Annotated in this window: 10 protein-coding genes; 5 read left to right on the top strand and 5 right to left on the bottom strand. The window is 56.3% G+C overall.

The features are described 5' to 3' along the window. Nucleotides 1–41 precede the first annotated feature (41 nt). Together J2S62_RS13155 and J2S62_RS13150 are read left to right on the top strand one after the other, a co-directional pair. Complete coding sequence (locus tag J2S62_RS13155) at nucleotides 42–1,007, top strand: NAD(P)H-dependent flavin oxidoreductase (RefSeq protein WP_310175501.1); 966 nt, start codon at nucleotides 42–44, stop codon at nucleotides 1,005–1,007. A gap of 60 nt (nucleotides 1,008–1,067) precedes the next feature. Beyond that, on the top strand, nucleotides 1,068–2,612 hold the full coding sequence (locus tag J2S62_RS13150) for an AMP-binding protein (RefSeq protein WP_310175499.1): 1,545 nt from the start codon (nucleotides 1,068–1,070) through the stop codon (nucleotides 2,610–2,612). 54 nt (nucleotides 2,613–2,666) lie between these two features. On the opposite strand, the gene J2S62_RS13145 is transcribed toward J2S62_RS13150, so the two are convergent. The 3 genes from J2S62_RS13145 to J2S62_RS13135 all read right to left on the bottom strand — a co-directional run bounded on the left by J2S62_RS13145 (nucleotide 2,667) and on the right by J2S62_RS13135 (nucleotide 5,215). Continuing rightward, nucleotides 2,667–3,281: a TetR/AcrR family transcriptional regulator gene (locus J2S62_RS13145; protein ID WP_310175497.1), complete on the bottom strand. Its 615-nt coding sequence runs from the start codon at nucleotides 3,279–3,281 to the stop codon at nucleotides 2,667–2,669. 254 nt (nucleotides 3,282–3,535) lie between these two features. After that, nucleotides 3,536–4,849, bottom strand: a complete 1,314-nt coding sequence (locus J2S62_RS13140) for a type 2 periplasmic-binding domain-containing protein (protein ID WP_310175495.1) — start codon at nucleotides 4,847–4,849, stop codon at nucleotides 3,536–3,538. Between the two features lie 228 nt (nucleotides 4,850–5,077). Continuing rightward, a complete protein-coding gene (locus J2S62_RS13135) occupies nucleotides 5,078–5,215 on the bottom strand; it encodes a hypothetical protein (RefSeq protein ID WP_310175493.1) in 138 nt (45 codons plus the stop codon). A 109-nt stretch (nucleotides 5,216–5,324) separates the two neighbouring features. On the opposite strand from J2S62_RS13135, the gene J2S62_RS13130 reads away from it, so the two are divergent. Further along, nucleotides 5,325–6,959, top strand: coding sequence for a long-chain-fatty-acid--CoA ligase (locus J2S62_RS13130; RefSeq protein ID WP_310175491.1), 1,635 nt, complete (start codon nucleotides 5,325–5,327; stop codon nucleotides 6,957–6,959). 66 nt (nucleotides 6,960–7,025) lie between these two features. On the opposite strand, the gene J2S62_RS13125 is transcribed toward J2S62_RS13130, so the two are convergent. Beyond that, entirely contained in the window at nucleotides 7,026–8,303 is a 1,278-nt protein-coding gene (locus J2S62_RS13125; protein ID WP_310175489.1) for a type 2 periplasmic-binding domain-containing protein, read from the bottom strand. 284 nt (nucleotides 8,304–8,587) lie between these two features. On the opposite strand from J2S62_RS13125, the gene J2S62_RS13120 reads away from it, so the two are divergent. Together J2S62_RS13120 and J2S62_RS13115 are read left to right on the top strand one after the other, a co-directional pair. Continuing rightward, nucleotides 8,588–10,090: an AMP-binding protein gene (locus J2S62_RS13120; protein ID WP_310175487.1), complete on the top strand. Its 1,503-nt coding sequence runs from the start codon at nucleotides 8,588–8,590 to the stop codon at nucleotides 10,088–10,090. A gap of 85 nt (nucleotides 10,091–10,175) precedes the next feature. Further along, entirely contained in the window at nucleotides 10,176–11,027 is an 852-nt protein-coding gene (locus J2S62_RS13115) for a MaoC/PaaZ C-terminal domain-containing protein (protein WP_310175485.1), read from the top strand. 101 nt (nucleotides 11,028–11,128) lie between these two features. On the opposite strand, the gene J2S62_RS13110 is transcribed toward J2S62_RS13115, so the two are convergent. Continuing rightward, nucleotides 11,129–12,793, bottom strand: coding sequence for an AMP-binding protein (locus J2S62_RS13110; protein ID WP_310175483.1), 1,665 nt, complete (start codon nucleotides 12,791–12,793; stop codon nucleotides 11,129–11,131). Nucleotides 12,794–12,798 lie beyond the last annotated feature (5 nt).

Genomic DNA, 12,798 nt, shown 5'->3' with positions numbered 1-12,798 from the left:
GTTTCGACTTGCGGTGAGAAGCCAGCTGAAGGGGATAACATATGTCAGCAGTGGAAAGCACGACGGCAACGAGTCGACTGCCGGAGACGATTAGTAGTCGATTGAGGTTGCCTGCAATTGCCGCGCCCATGCTTCGGGTCTCCGGGGTCGAGCTGGTCAAAGCGGCCTGCCAGGCGGGTGTGATTGGTGCGTTTCCCACGGCCAACCCGAGATCGCATGAAGCCTTGGATGACTGGCTGACAGAACTCGATGAAACCCTTTCAGAAAACGATGCGCCGTACTGCGCCAACCTCATCATGAGCAGGCCGGAAACGCAAAAGGATATCGAGATCCTCTTGCGGCACCGAACTGAGATGGTCATTACCAGTGTCGGCTCTCCGGCACCGGTGGTGCCCGCCTTACACGAGGCCGGAGTGTTTGTCCTGGCCGATGTGGCGACCATGAAACATGTTAAGAAAGCGATCGAAGCAGGTGTTGACGGTCTCGTGCTTCTGACCGCTGGAGCCGGCGGTAATACCGGCTGGATGAACCCTTTCGCATTTGTCCGGGCGGTTCGCGCCTTTTACGATGGGCCGATAGCTTTAGCGGGCGGGATGAGTGATGGAGTAGCACTTCGTGCCGCCCGTGAGCTCGGCGTTGATCTGGGCTACATCGGGACAAAGTTCATTGCAACGCAAGAGAGCCTGGCCGAGCCAGAGTACAAACAGATGCTTGTCGACAGCACGATGGATGACGTGCTGCTCACCCAAGCCTTTACGGGGATGAACACCAGTTTTCTCCTACCCTCAATTGAGGCTGCCGGACTTGATCCCGCCACGCTCGACCACAATGCGGACGTCGCCTCGGCTCAAGCCCAGTACGGAGGCTCGGCATATTCAGATAAGTCCGGCCCTCGTCGTTGGAAAGATATTTGGAGTGCCGGACATTCCGTCAGTGGCGTGTCAGATGTGCCAGCGACACGAGAGATAATCGACCAAACGCTGCGAGAATTCCACGGGGATAGATAACCGATTCGACAAGGGAAAACCCCGCGTCTTTACCTCTCACCAGCGCCCAAAGGAGCAACCATGAACATCGCTACCCATTTGCTGGGCCCCACCCAAGGTGTGCAGATCAAGCGCGCGCTTGAGCGGTACCCCGAACGCCTGGCTTTCAAAGATGAACGCGGCGAGCAGACCTACGCTGAGGTATACGATCTCATCGGCCGGTACCAAGCGGTGCTGGAGGCCGCCGGGTTAAAGCGCGGTGACGGTGTCGCAGCGTTAGGCGCGAACCGTTTCGAAGTATGGGTCCTCGGTTCTGCAGTCCAGTCGATGGGGCTGTACATTACCTGGTTGCATCCCATGGGTTCCTTAGCAGACCAAAAATTCCAAGTGCACGATTCCCAGGTCAAGGCGCTGATTGTTGATGAAACCTATTATGCCCAGCGGGGTCGGGAACTGGCCGAGGTAGCACAAAAATCAGGCTTGCAGATCTGGTCCATGAGTCCCGCTGACTTCGCCTCCGACCTGGCCACGGCAGCCAAGGAAATCGGTCCCCAACCATTTCAGACCACGGTCAAACACGATGACCTCAGTACAATCAACTACACCGGCGGCACCACCGGAAAACCGAAGGGCGCCTATCGGAAGCACTTTAGCCTTGGCCCTTCGACCGCAGATATCCTCGCCAACTTCGAACTGCCAGACACTCCTCGCTACTTACTCGTCCCACCAATGAGTCACGTCGCCGGGACCAATGTGCTGCCAACCCTCATTAAGGGTGGCACAGTGCATCTGATGAACGGTTTCGACCCGGCCAAAGTATTGGAAACGATTGAGCGCGAGAAGATCAACTTCACCCTGTTTGTGCCGACGATGATCTATGCGCTGCTGGATCACCCAGATCTCGACACACGGGACACTTCGAGCCTGGAATACATTCTCTACGGTGCCTCGCCGATGTCGGAAAGCCGCCTCCGCGAAGGTATGGAGCGGATTGGACCAGTATTCGGACAGCTCTACGGTCAGACCGAGTGCTATCCAGTGTCAATCCTTTCCAAAGCTGATCACCAGAACCAAGACTTGCTGCTGTCATGTGGCAAACCAGTCGAATCCGTCGACGTACGTATTCTTGCCCCCACGGGCGAGGAAGCCGAAATCGGTGAGCCAGGTGAACTGTGCGTGCGTGGTCGGGGCGCAATGCAAGGCTACTGGCAGCGCGAAGATCTCACCGCAGAGACGATCGTCGACGGCTGGATCCACACCGGTGACATCGCGAAAATGGATGAGCAGGGCTATTTGTATATCGTCGACCGGAAGAAAGACATGATTATCTCGGGTGGTTTCAACGTATTCCCCCGAGAAGTCGAAGATGCCCTCACTACTCACCCGGCGGTAGCTCAAGCGGCCGTGTTCGGTATTCCGGACGAGAAGTGGGGCGAGCAAGTTACTGCCGCTGTGATTCTTAAGAGCGGTCACGAAGCCGACTCCGAAGAACTCGTGGCACACGTCAAAGAACTCAAAGGATCCGTTCAGACGCCCAAGGAGATTATCTTCCCGGAGACCATGCCCCAGACCGCAGTTGGGAAGATCAACAAACGCGCGCTACGCGACTTGGCCAGCAATAATTAATAGCTCGTGATGCGCCGCTGAGCAGCGCACCGGACTGAATAGGCACAGGCGGTCTTAAGCGGTTGTTGTGTCTCCAACAAAACGCGCCGTGTCCCGACAGATCTGAACGTGAGTCCCAGCGAGTTCATCGACAGAGAGCCCTCCGTCTGGTCGATACCACTGCGACATGCCTAAACAAATGCTCGTAATGGCTCGAGCCACATGCCGTGGGTCATCGGTTGCAAAGATACCCGCGGAGACGCCTTCTTCGACCACGTCGGTGACTAACTGCTGTTCTTGGCGTCGCTGTTCCAGATGATCTTCCCGCGCTTGGCCTTGCAGCGCCCGAATCTCGCTGAAGGATACGAACGCGACGTCGGCAAAGTCGGTGTGGAACTGGACCAAGCACTCCACGAGCGCGTCGAACCGATCAAGTACGTCGTCTCCCGCCGCAGCGAGCGCACGATGTGAGGCATCAAGCAGTTGGGTCATGGCGACGTTGCAAAGATCGACCAACAGGGCGTGTTTGGAATCGAAGTGGTGGTAGACCCCGGGCACGGATAACCCGGCCTCAGCAGCAATCTGGCGAATCGTGGTCCCGTGATACCCATTAACGGCAAAGCACCTGAGTGCAGCTTGTGTAATAGGGGACAGGGGCAACTGATCGGGAAGCATACGGGAAAACTTCATGGGCGCCTCTCTGCGGTCAGGTGCTACTGTCCTGATACAGGTTACAGCAGAACCCCTTGTGCGTGGGTGAATGCCCCTCAGGGCCGGAACTCTAAATCCAGCGCCAGCCTCTACGCAAGGCAAGTACTAGTTCGGTAGGTGTGGAAGCATGACTTTTAATGTTGATGTAGGGCTTTACAGTTCCCCACGCACTGAGGCCTCCGACCAGCGCCTGTGCGGCGCGGTCAGAGGCCTCAATGCAGGTGAATCAACGGTTAGCTTCCATTACCTGAGCCGGGCCTGTAATTCATGGCGGCCGATTCTTCGTAAACGGCCCAGGAGAACTCGTCGTAATCAGTATCTGGGTCGTACCATTCGTTGAGGTTATCCATTTCGCCCTCGTCTGCGTATCCCATTTCGGAGATTGCGGAAGACCACTTCTCGTCCAGTTCTTCAATCCGGGTCACCGTGTCAGCGTCGATGGTGCCGGCCTCGATGGCTTCGTCTTGTAGCACGGTAATGAAATTGGCTAGTTCATCTTGCATTTCTTGGTCGAATTCATTGATCGTGCCATCGATGGACAGGGTGTCGTCGATAAACAGCGCATTGGAATTGATGTAGTTTCCTACGTCATTGCCAAGCCCAAGTTGCTGAGAGTCGAAGATAATCTGCTGATAGGCCAACGGCAGTTCCTGGAAGGTCGAGCCCGCTAAGTAAGCTGCAGGGAATCTCGGCCAGCTGGCTTGGGTGGTGTATCCCAAGTGCGGTGCTGCCTCGTAGACTCCTGAGATCTCTTTTGCTCCCATTGGGGAGAGGTCACAGTCAATGGTGCCGCGCTGTAACGCTTCGAACGCTTCAGCAAATTCGATACTTGTGGGCGTTGCATCGAAGTGCTCCACTGCCTTTGCTTGGGCGAGGGAGCCCGCACGAATCTGGGCTCCAACCATATCCTCTGCGGTGCTGAGCTCAGAGTTGCAGCTCAGTGAATACGCCCCGTTGGCGACAAACGGCGCGAACGGAGTCAGGCCCTCTGCTTCATAGCTATCGAGAAGGCCTTGATTCTGCCATCCGATCTCGGCCCCTACGGCGTATGCTGTCATCTCACCCACCATCGGGGAGTACTCAATATTCGCCAGCGCTGAACCTATATCGGTCGCTTCGGGAAACCGCTGGGGTTCATATCCGACGAGGTGATATGACATGTCGATTCGACCATCTTGGAGCGCATCCACAACTTCGGGATAGTTAGCAACCGACATCGACCAGACCGGTTCGATGGTGATTTGACCGTTGGAACGTTCTTCGACTGCTTCCATAAACTTCAGCACAGGCTGAGCAGCTGGCGCGTTTTCGGAAGGGGCTGCGTTTTGAAAGGTCAGCGTAACTGGTTCTAAATCAGCGATGGCCTCGTTGACCTCTTCTTGGGAAGCGCCGTATTCGAAGCCTTCCGTTTCGGCGTTCGCTTCATCTGCGTCCGCTTCTCCTGTGTCACCTGCGCATGAAGATAATGCCAGGCCGGCGATCGCCAGCAAGCTCACTGCACCATAGGTTTTTCGACGGCGGGATAGTTTAGGGCTCTTGCTTGTCATTCGGTTTCCTCTATCTGGTTGAGAGTGAAACAGGATCCCGGGTATAGATGGGGTAAATGCTGCTTCGTCTATTCACGAGAATTTCGCAACGCGCCTTGTCCGGAACCCCTCATGTGCACATCAATGCACAGTGTGACATAGCTTACATTTACCTTGGGGTTCGCGCCACCATGAGTTCGAGCCTGGGCTGACTTTTCTGGTGGTGTCAGACAGTAAAGGTTGAAGCCTCTAGTTCTGGGACCGCTTGTGCTCGCTTTCACGGTCCTGGGCATGGCGCAGCAGTCGTTTGACGAGGTACCTGCCAGAGGGCAGCACGCGAGCTCGTCGGTCCAGCTCGACATCATCGCGAAACTGCTCTGAATTCATGTAGCTGGCTTGCGGAAGCATTTTGTCAGGACCGGAAGCTCACTCTGTCTGAACACACCCCAGCCGACTATGCTCGAGGTCACATCTACTCCTCTCGGAAGGATCAAGAATGCTCAAAGGTGTCCCATCGTCAATGGGCGACGAATATCCCCTAAATATGACCACTCTGCTCAGGCACGCCGCCGGAACCTTCCCCACCTCGGAAATTGTCCATCGGCGTCTCGACGAAAGCTGGGCGCGTACGGACTACGCCGGGATGCTGCGGCGCGTTAGTCAGCTCGCGCACGCACTGGATTCACTAGATATCACCCCTGGGACCACGGTTGGAGTGCTGGACTGGAATCACCTGCGCCACCTCGAACTGTATTTCGGGGTGCCGTCGGTCGGTGCGGTGATGCTCCAGCTGAATATTCGACTCGCTCCAACGGATCTCGTCTACGTGGTCGACCACTCGGAAGCGCAGTGGATCTTTGTCGATGAATCATTGCTCTCAGTAGCTGAGAGTCTCGCCGATAAAGTCAACGTGCGCGGCTGGGTCGTGATGACAGACAAACCCTCATCCGAGATCTCTACCAGCCTGGAAAACGTGTACTTCTACGAAGATCTACTGGCCGGACAGTCGGAAGAATACGATTTTCAATTCATTGAGGAAACAAGTGCTGCTTACGCCGGTTACACCACCGGAACCACAGGCCGCCCCAAGGGTGTCTACTATTCGCACCGCTCGATGTACCTGCACACCCTCGGCCTCATCTCGGCGCTCAAGATCGACTACCTCGACTGCGTCATGCCGGTTACCCCGATGTTCCACGCCGTCTCCTGGGGCTTCCCTCAAGGTGCAGTGGGTGCTGGAACAAAGATCGTCCTCCCGGGCCGGTTTAGCGCCGACAACATTGGTTTCGTCGCTGAAGCGCTCGTTGAGGAGAACGTGACTGTCGCCAATGGCGCCCCAGCGTTATTCGCTCCGATGCTTGAGTACCTGCGTCAGCTGCCCGAAGCACCAGACTTGTCAAACACTCGCCTGGTATCCGGGTCGACAGAACCACCATTGTCGCTGATGAAAGGATTCTCGGATCTCACCGGCGCCGATGTTATTCACGGTTATGGTGCTTCTGAGACCAGCCCGCTGGTCTCGTACAACTGGCGACTCAAAGCGGAACTTGCGGACCTCCCTGAGGCAGAAAAATGGGATCTGAAACGTTACCAGGGCTTGCCTATCTTAGGCACCGAAATCAAAGTTGTTGGCCCGGAGAACGAGGAGCTACCTCACGACGGCAAATCTATGGGTGAAGTTTTGATCCGAGGACCGTGGATCGCGCGTAGCTACCCGAAGCTCGATGACAATGACGAGAGGTTTCACGAAGGCTGGTGGCGCTCGGGTGACGTTGGTGTCATCACCCCGGAGGGTTATCTCAAACTCACCGACCGACTCAAGGACGTCATCAAGTCCGGTGGTGAGTGGATCTCCTCGATCGACATGGAAAACGCCATTATGGACCACCCGAAAGTGCTGGAGGCAGCGGTCATTGGCGTGCCGGACGAGAAGTATCAAGAGCGTCCGGTGGCTTTCGTCGTGGGCCGTGACGGCGCTGAAGTCACCAAGGAAGATGTCTACGAAGTGCTGGCCGATCGGTTCGCCAAGTGGCAACTGCCCGATGAGGTCGTTGTCTCTCAAGAACTACCGCGCACCTCGGTGGGCAAGCTTGAGAAGAAGAGACTGCGCGCTGAATGGCAGAGTAATTAGAAAGAGTCCTTGAGTGAGGTGTTTGCTCTGCCGCCATGCGTGAGCGGTAGACCAAACACCTCATTTTTAGTTAGGGCGATGTTCCAGCATGACTTCCTGGAATAATTCTTGTGCTAATGGACGGTAATCGGCCTCGGGGTCATACCACTCATCGAAATCGGCCAGTGTACCCTGTTCCTCATAGCCCAGCTCTTCGACGCGATCCGCCCATTTTTCACGGGATGCCTGAAGCCGATCGACGATATCCTCACCGAGAATGCCGGATTCGACGACCTCTTGTCTTTGAAGGTCGGCAAACTGCTGAATTTCTTCTTGCAATTCCGGCGACACTTCTACAACGCTGCCTCCAAGCTCATTAACTTGGGCTATAGCTTCATCTTTTCCGTTCGCCTTTATGCTGCCATCGAAATACGCATCGAAAGAGTCGAAGAGGATTTGCTGATAAGCCACTGGCAACTCTTCAACGCCCGCACCCGTAAGGATCGCACCGGCCACGCGCGGAAAGCTTGTAGTGGTTGGATACCCTAAATGTGGTGCGACCTCAAAAAAGCCCCCTTGCGCTGCGTCTGATAACACCCCAAGGGTGCAGTCGATGGTGCCGCGTTGCAATGCCTCGTAAGCTTCTACTCCCGCGATCGAGACCGGCGATCCGCCCAGGTGCGATACCAGGTCCAATGCTGCCGGCGAGCCGACCCGCACCTGAAGGCCATCCCAATCTTCCGGTTCGGTCACTTCATCGCTACATATCGAATAATAGCTAGCCGATGCCATAACGGGTACGAAAGGGGTGACACCAATTTGTTCGTATTCTGTGAGGATTTCAGGGGTCTGCCAAGCTGTTTCAGCAGCCGCTAGATTCGTCACGAGTTCACCTGTCAGGGGCGGCTCAGGGTCACCACCCAGCAGGTCGTTGAGAGCGGTGAACGCAGGAAATTCTGCTGGCTCATATGAGGGCAGGGTAAACGCCATATCAACCCGTCCGTCAGCCAGTGCGTTGTGCAGATCCTCGTAAGGAGCTACGGACTGATTCCAGGCCAACTCAACTGTGATTTGTCCGTTGGAGCGCTCCTCGACAGCTTCCTTATAGTGGGTCCCTAAGTTTGCCTGCGGTGATTGCTCGGAGGTCGCAGGGATCTGGTAAGTGACTGTTACCGGTTCCAGTTGTTCAATCGCCGCATTCACTTCTTCTTGTGGGGCCCCGAATTCGTACCCCTGCTCTTCTGCGGCTTCATCTCCGTCTGCGGCCTCGCCACCGCATGAGGTCAACACGAGGGCAAGGGCTGCCAGCGCTGCGGATGAAGTCACCCACCTGGTCCATGAACGTCGTCCGTGATCTGTTTTCATTGAATCCACCTTTTATTATTTGGTATCGCTGCTCAGAAACCCACTGAAGATCACCTGAGACGTAAGTCACATAAGTGTGGATGCTATCGAACATGCAAAGAAGACTCAATAAGGCCTTTGCGCAAAATGTGGCGCAGTTCCACCGCATGTCAGAAAGTGCTGGGTTGTAATAAGTCCAGTAAGTGTGTCTTGACTCACACGCGATGCCGTATAGTCTTCCAGGGTAGGAGAGAAGTGACCTCCGACACAACTGCGAAACCATGGTTGGAGAAGGGTAGAACAGCGTGGCAGCAAACGCTCAGTTTCCAGACATCATCCACACGACTAATGCAGACGCGGGGTCCGCGACATTCAACGAGCAGTTTGCTCGTCTCGCGGATACTCACGGGACGATCGACGCGATAGTCGATTCCAGCGGTGCTATCACATTCGCGGAACTGGAAACCCGCACAAATCAGTTGGCCCGACTCTTCCAGGAACACGACGTCGACCACGGGGACTATGTTCTCATCTCGACGGCACTACCTTCGCTACTGCTCGAATCGGCCATTGCCGCCTGGAAGGTGGGTGCCGTGCCCATGCCGGTATCAGACCGCATGGTGCAGGCAGAGTTGGATGCAATTATCGAACTCGGACGCCCACGAGTCGCCGTCGATACGACTTCCCGAACAGTCAGCGTCCCAAGGATAGACGGCCTCAATCAGCTGCACGATTATAGTTCTGAAGCTCTGCCTCCCGTCGTGCCACCGCATCTCAAAGCACCCACCTCTGGTGGAAGTACAGGCATGCCCAAACTGATCATCTCGGGCGCCCCGGGCGATCCAGCGAGCATCATCCAACTAGGCCAGGCGATGGGAGTGCCGACCAACGGAACCTGTCTCATTACTGCCGCGCTCTCCCACAATGCACCGTTCAGCGATGCCCTCGCCGCTCTTGCCCTTGGTAACACCACAGTCTTGATGGAGCGATTCGACGCAGAAGTTACGCTGCAGATGATCGAAAAACACCAAGCCACATGGGTTTATTCGGTCCCTACCATGATGCAGCGCATGTGGCGGCTCCCAGACGAGATCAAATACAAATACGACCTCTCCAGCGTCGAGACATTCTTCCATGTGGCAGCACCCTGCCCTCCATGGCTCAAGCGGGAATGGATCAACTGGCTGGGTGCAGACACAATCTATGAACTCTACGGTCCCACTGAGGGCCAGGCTGCAACTACTATCACCGGGCGAGAATGGCTCGACCACCCCGGATCAGTCGGCAGAGCCGCCATCGGTGAAGTCACAGTGCGCGACGAAAATGGGCGGGTGCTGCCTCCTGGCCAGACCGGGGAAGTCTGGTTGCGTCGCGGAGCAGACGAACCACCGTCGTACTACTACATCGGCGCCGACAGTGAAGCCCAAGATGAGGGCTGGGAAACGGTCGGAGACATCGGCTGGATGGATGACGAAGGCTACCTGTATCTGACTGATCGCCGGTCAGATATGTTGCTGGTGGGCGGCGTCAATGTGTATCCCGCTGAAATTGAGGCCGTGGCTGATATGCATCCTGCGGTTCTCTCCTCGTGCGTAGTCGGGCTCGATGATCCGGAGCTGGGCAAGGTCCCGGCCATGGTGATCGAAACCGATCACGGAAACATACCCGAGGACTTCGATGACTTCCTCAGCAGCCAGCTTTCCGGAGTGAAGCTTCCCCGTCGTGTAGTGGCAACAACTCAACGGCTCCGCGACCATGCGGGAAAAGTGCGGAAGCGCGATATCAAAGTCGAATTTTTCGGTGCATAAAGTGCACCCCATTTCTAACGTTCGGTGCATCAGGTAAACCGAACCTCTGAAGTCAACGATCAACAACGAAGCTGGAGGCTAATGCATGGGTATCGATGTAAGCGCTGTAGGACGTTCCGCCGGACCGGTCAAAGTCGAGTGGGACTCGAGAGATGCGATGCTCTACGCTTTAGGTGTTGGGGCCGGCGCTGAGGACCCGCTGGAAGAGCTCTCGCTGACGACCGAGAACACCGAAGGGGTCACGCAGGAGATTCTGCCGACTTACGCCATCGTGCTTGCCCAACGTACCCGTGACCTGAGTATCCCGTTTGGTGATTTCAACCCTGCAAAACTCGTCCACGCACAACAGGAACTATCGATGCACCGCCCGTTGAGTGTTGAAGGTGAAGTATGTCTAACGAATACCATCTCCAGTATTTGGGATAAAGGCTCCGGAGCGTTAGTGACAATCGAAACTCAAGGCACCGTACCGGACACCGAACAACCCTGGTTTACCAGCAGAGCGTCTGTATTCATCAGGGGCGAAGGTGGTTTTGGTGGTGAGCGTGGGCCGTCTTCCACTTCTAACATCCCCGAGCGGGACTGCGATGAACAGATCACGGTTGCCACCCGCCCCGATCAGGCTCTGCTGTACCGACTATCGGGTGATCGAAATCCGCTGCATACGGATCCCGCCTTTGCCGCTAACGGCGGGTTCCCGCGTCCTATCCTGCACGGCATGTGTACCTACGGGATCACCGCACGAGCCGTACTACGAGCAGCCGAACTATCCCCGTCGAGCCTGCAAAGCATTACCGGACGCTTTTCAAAACCGGTCTTTCCTGGCGAGGACCTCACCATCTCCATGTGGCAAGAAGCCGACGGCATCCGCTTCCAAACCCAAGATTCCGACGGAGACATCGTCCTGGATCAAGGTGTTCTCACAACCACGGGCTAACGAAAAGTCGCAGCGTCGTTGCAGTTCAGTGCGTTCTTACTCCCAAGCAGATTTGCTGTGGAGTAAGAACGCCCCCGGTGGCTAGGCTGCGGCGCGTGGTCCTATCCGGGGAGAGCATCCCCAGAAGGGTCAGACTTATCGGCAATTTCCCACCGATCTTGCGCCTCCGACAGGGACGCGCCCTCTGCGAGTAGCCGACGCAACTCGACCTTGTTCACCTTATTCAGGGTGGAGTGCGGCAGAACTCTCACGAAATGCACCGCTCTGGGGACTTTGAAATCGGCTAACTGTTTGCGGCAAGCATCAATGATGTGATCGGCTAAGCCCTCGGCAGGGGAGGGGTCGACTACGAATACCACCGGGACCTCGTCGAGACTGTCATCTGGTCGTCCGACCACAGCGATCTCAGCGGTACCAACTACCTGCTGTATCACCCGCTCGATCTCAGAAGCCGCTACGTTCTCAGCGCCGATTTTAAGCATGTCTTTGGCGCGATCCATAAAGGTGAAGCTGCCGTCATCGTTGAGCCGGACGAGATCGCCTGTGGCCATCCAGCCTTCAGCATCGAAAATCTCAGCTGTCGCTTCTGGATTGTTCCAGTACTCGGCGAACAGCGATACTCCACGAATTCCGCGGACATACAGATCGCCCGTTTCACCCGGCACGACAGAAGTGCCGTCAGGTCTCCGAACGGCGATCTCGTACTCTGGCGCTGCTCGACCAATGCTGCCTGGCAGCTTCGTAGCGCGTCCATCGGAAATGATGCCGTGGCTGACCGTCTCGGTCATGCCCCACCAGTTCACGGACTCAACGCCGCATTTTTCTTCAAGAATCGGGTTGCTCGCGCCGCTTCCGAAGGCACGATACGAGTGGTTCTCGGGTGGGGTTGAGTCCATGATCGCCCGAGATGACAGACCGACTAAGGACAGCCACGTGCAACCATGGGCTACCGAAATGTCCCAGAAGCGACTCGTCGACCATTTTGGAGTGAGTACGAAGCGCGCTCGAGCCCAGATGCTGGCCAACACCGAATACCCCATGGCGTTCGTGTGAAACAGGGGCAAATAGACCAAGTGCACGTCACTTGCCAGCAGGCCTTCGTGCAGAGCGTTTACCCGAGCTGACCAAAGCCCATTCGCCTGAGTCCACAGCACGCCCTTGGGCCGTGAGGTCGTGCCCGAGGTGTATTGAATACACAACCACGCTGCTGGATCCGGTTCCGGCAGAACCAGTTGAGCGGGATCGCCGTGCAGGGCCGCAAAGGATTCTTCTGTGGCAACAGCGGTGGTGTCAGTCTCTCCTGCATGGGGCACAACGCTGACCCATTCCAAACCTGGCGCCGCCTCCCGAACAAGTCCCGCGAACTGAGCTTGCGTGATCGCGGCCCTAGCTCCGCTGTTATCGATGTAGTAGGCCAACTCGTCCACTGAGGAGCGGGAGTTTGTCGTGACTGCTACCGCGTGGATGGCCGCGCAGGCGAACCAAGCCAGCAGGAACTCGGGGCAGTTCTCCATATGGATCACCACACGGTCTCCAGCCTGGATCCCCCGAGCCTGTAACCCGGCTGCTATTTCGCGACATTCCGCCAAAAACGTTGCATACGTCCACACAACTGGCTCAGCATCGAACGGCTGCCAGGTGAGTAGCTCCTTATCCGGGACAGCCGCAGCTGACTCGTTGAGCATGCTCCACACATCTGCGCCCACGAACGGATGGATCTCCGGCAGATCGAAGCGAGTAGAGGCGAGCTTGGTCTGAGTGTTCAATGTAA

The organism is Enteractinococcus fodinae (assembly GCF_031458395.1).
GTDB lineage: Bacteria > Actinomycetota > Actinomycetes > Actinomycetales > Micrococcaceae > Yaniella > Yaniella fodinae.
The sequence above is the reverse complement of the archived record's forward strand: the minus strand, read 5'-3'. Positions and strand labels throughout refer to the sequence as shown.

Bases quoted from the DNA above. Each gene is read 5' to 3' on its own strand.
- J2S62_RS13145 (WP_310175497.1), bottom strand. From the start codon at position 3,281: ATGAAGTTTTCCCGTATGCTTCCCGATCAGTTGCCCCTGTCCCCTATT.
- J2S62_RS13140 (WP_310175495.1), bottom strand. From the start codon at position 4,849: ATGACAAGCAAGAGCCCTAAACTATCCCGCCGTCGAAAAACCTATGGT.
- J2S62_RS13130 (WP_310175491.1), top strand. From the start codon at position 5,325: ATGCTCAAAGGTGTCCCATCGTCAATGGGCGACGAATATCCCCTAAAT.
- J2S62_RS13125 (WP_310175489.1), bottom strand. From the start codon at position 8,303: ATGAAAACAGATCACGGACGACGTTCATGGACCAGGTGGGTGACTTCA.
- J2S62_RS13150 (WP_310175499.1), top strand. From the start codon at position 1,068: ATGAACATCGCTACCCATTTGCTGGGCCCCACCCAAGGTGTGCAGATC.
- J2S62_RS13135 (WP_310175493.1), bottom strand. From the start codon at position 5,215: ATGAATTCAGAGCAGTTTCGCGATGATGTCGAGCTGGACCGACGAGCT.
- J2S62_RS13155 (WP_310175501.1), top strand. From the start codon at position 42: ATGTCAGCAGTGGAAAGCACGACGGCAACGAGTCGACTGCCGGAGACG.
- J2S62_RS13115 (WP_310175485.1), top strand. From the start codon at position 10,176: ATGGGTATCGATGTAAGCGCTGTAGGACGTTCCGCCGGACCGGTCAAA.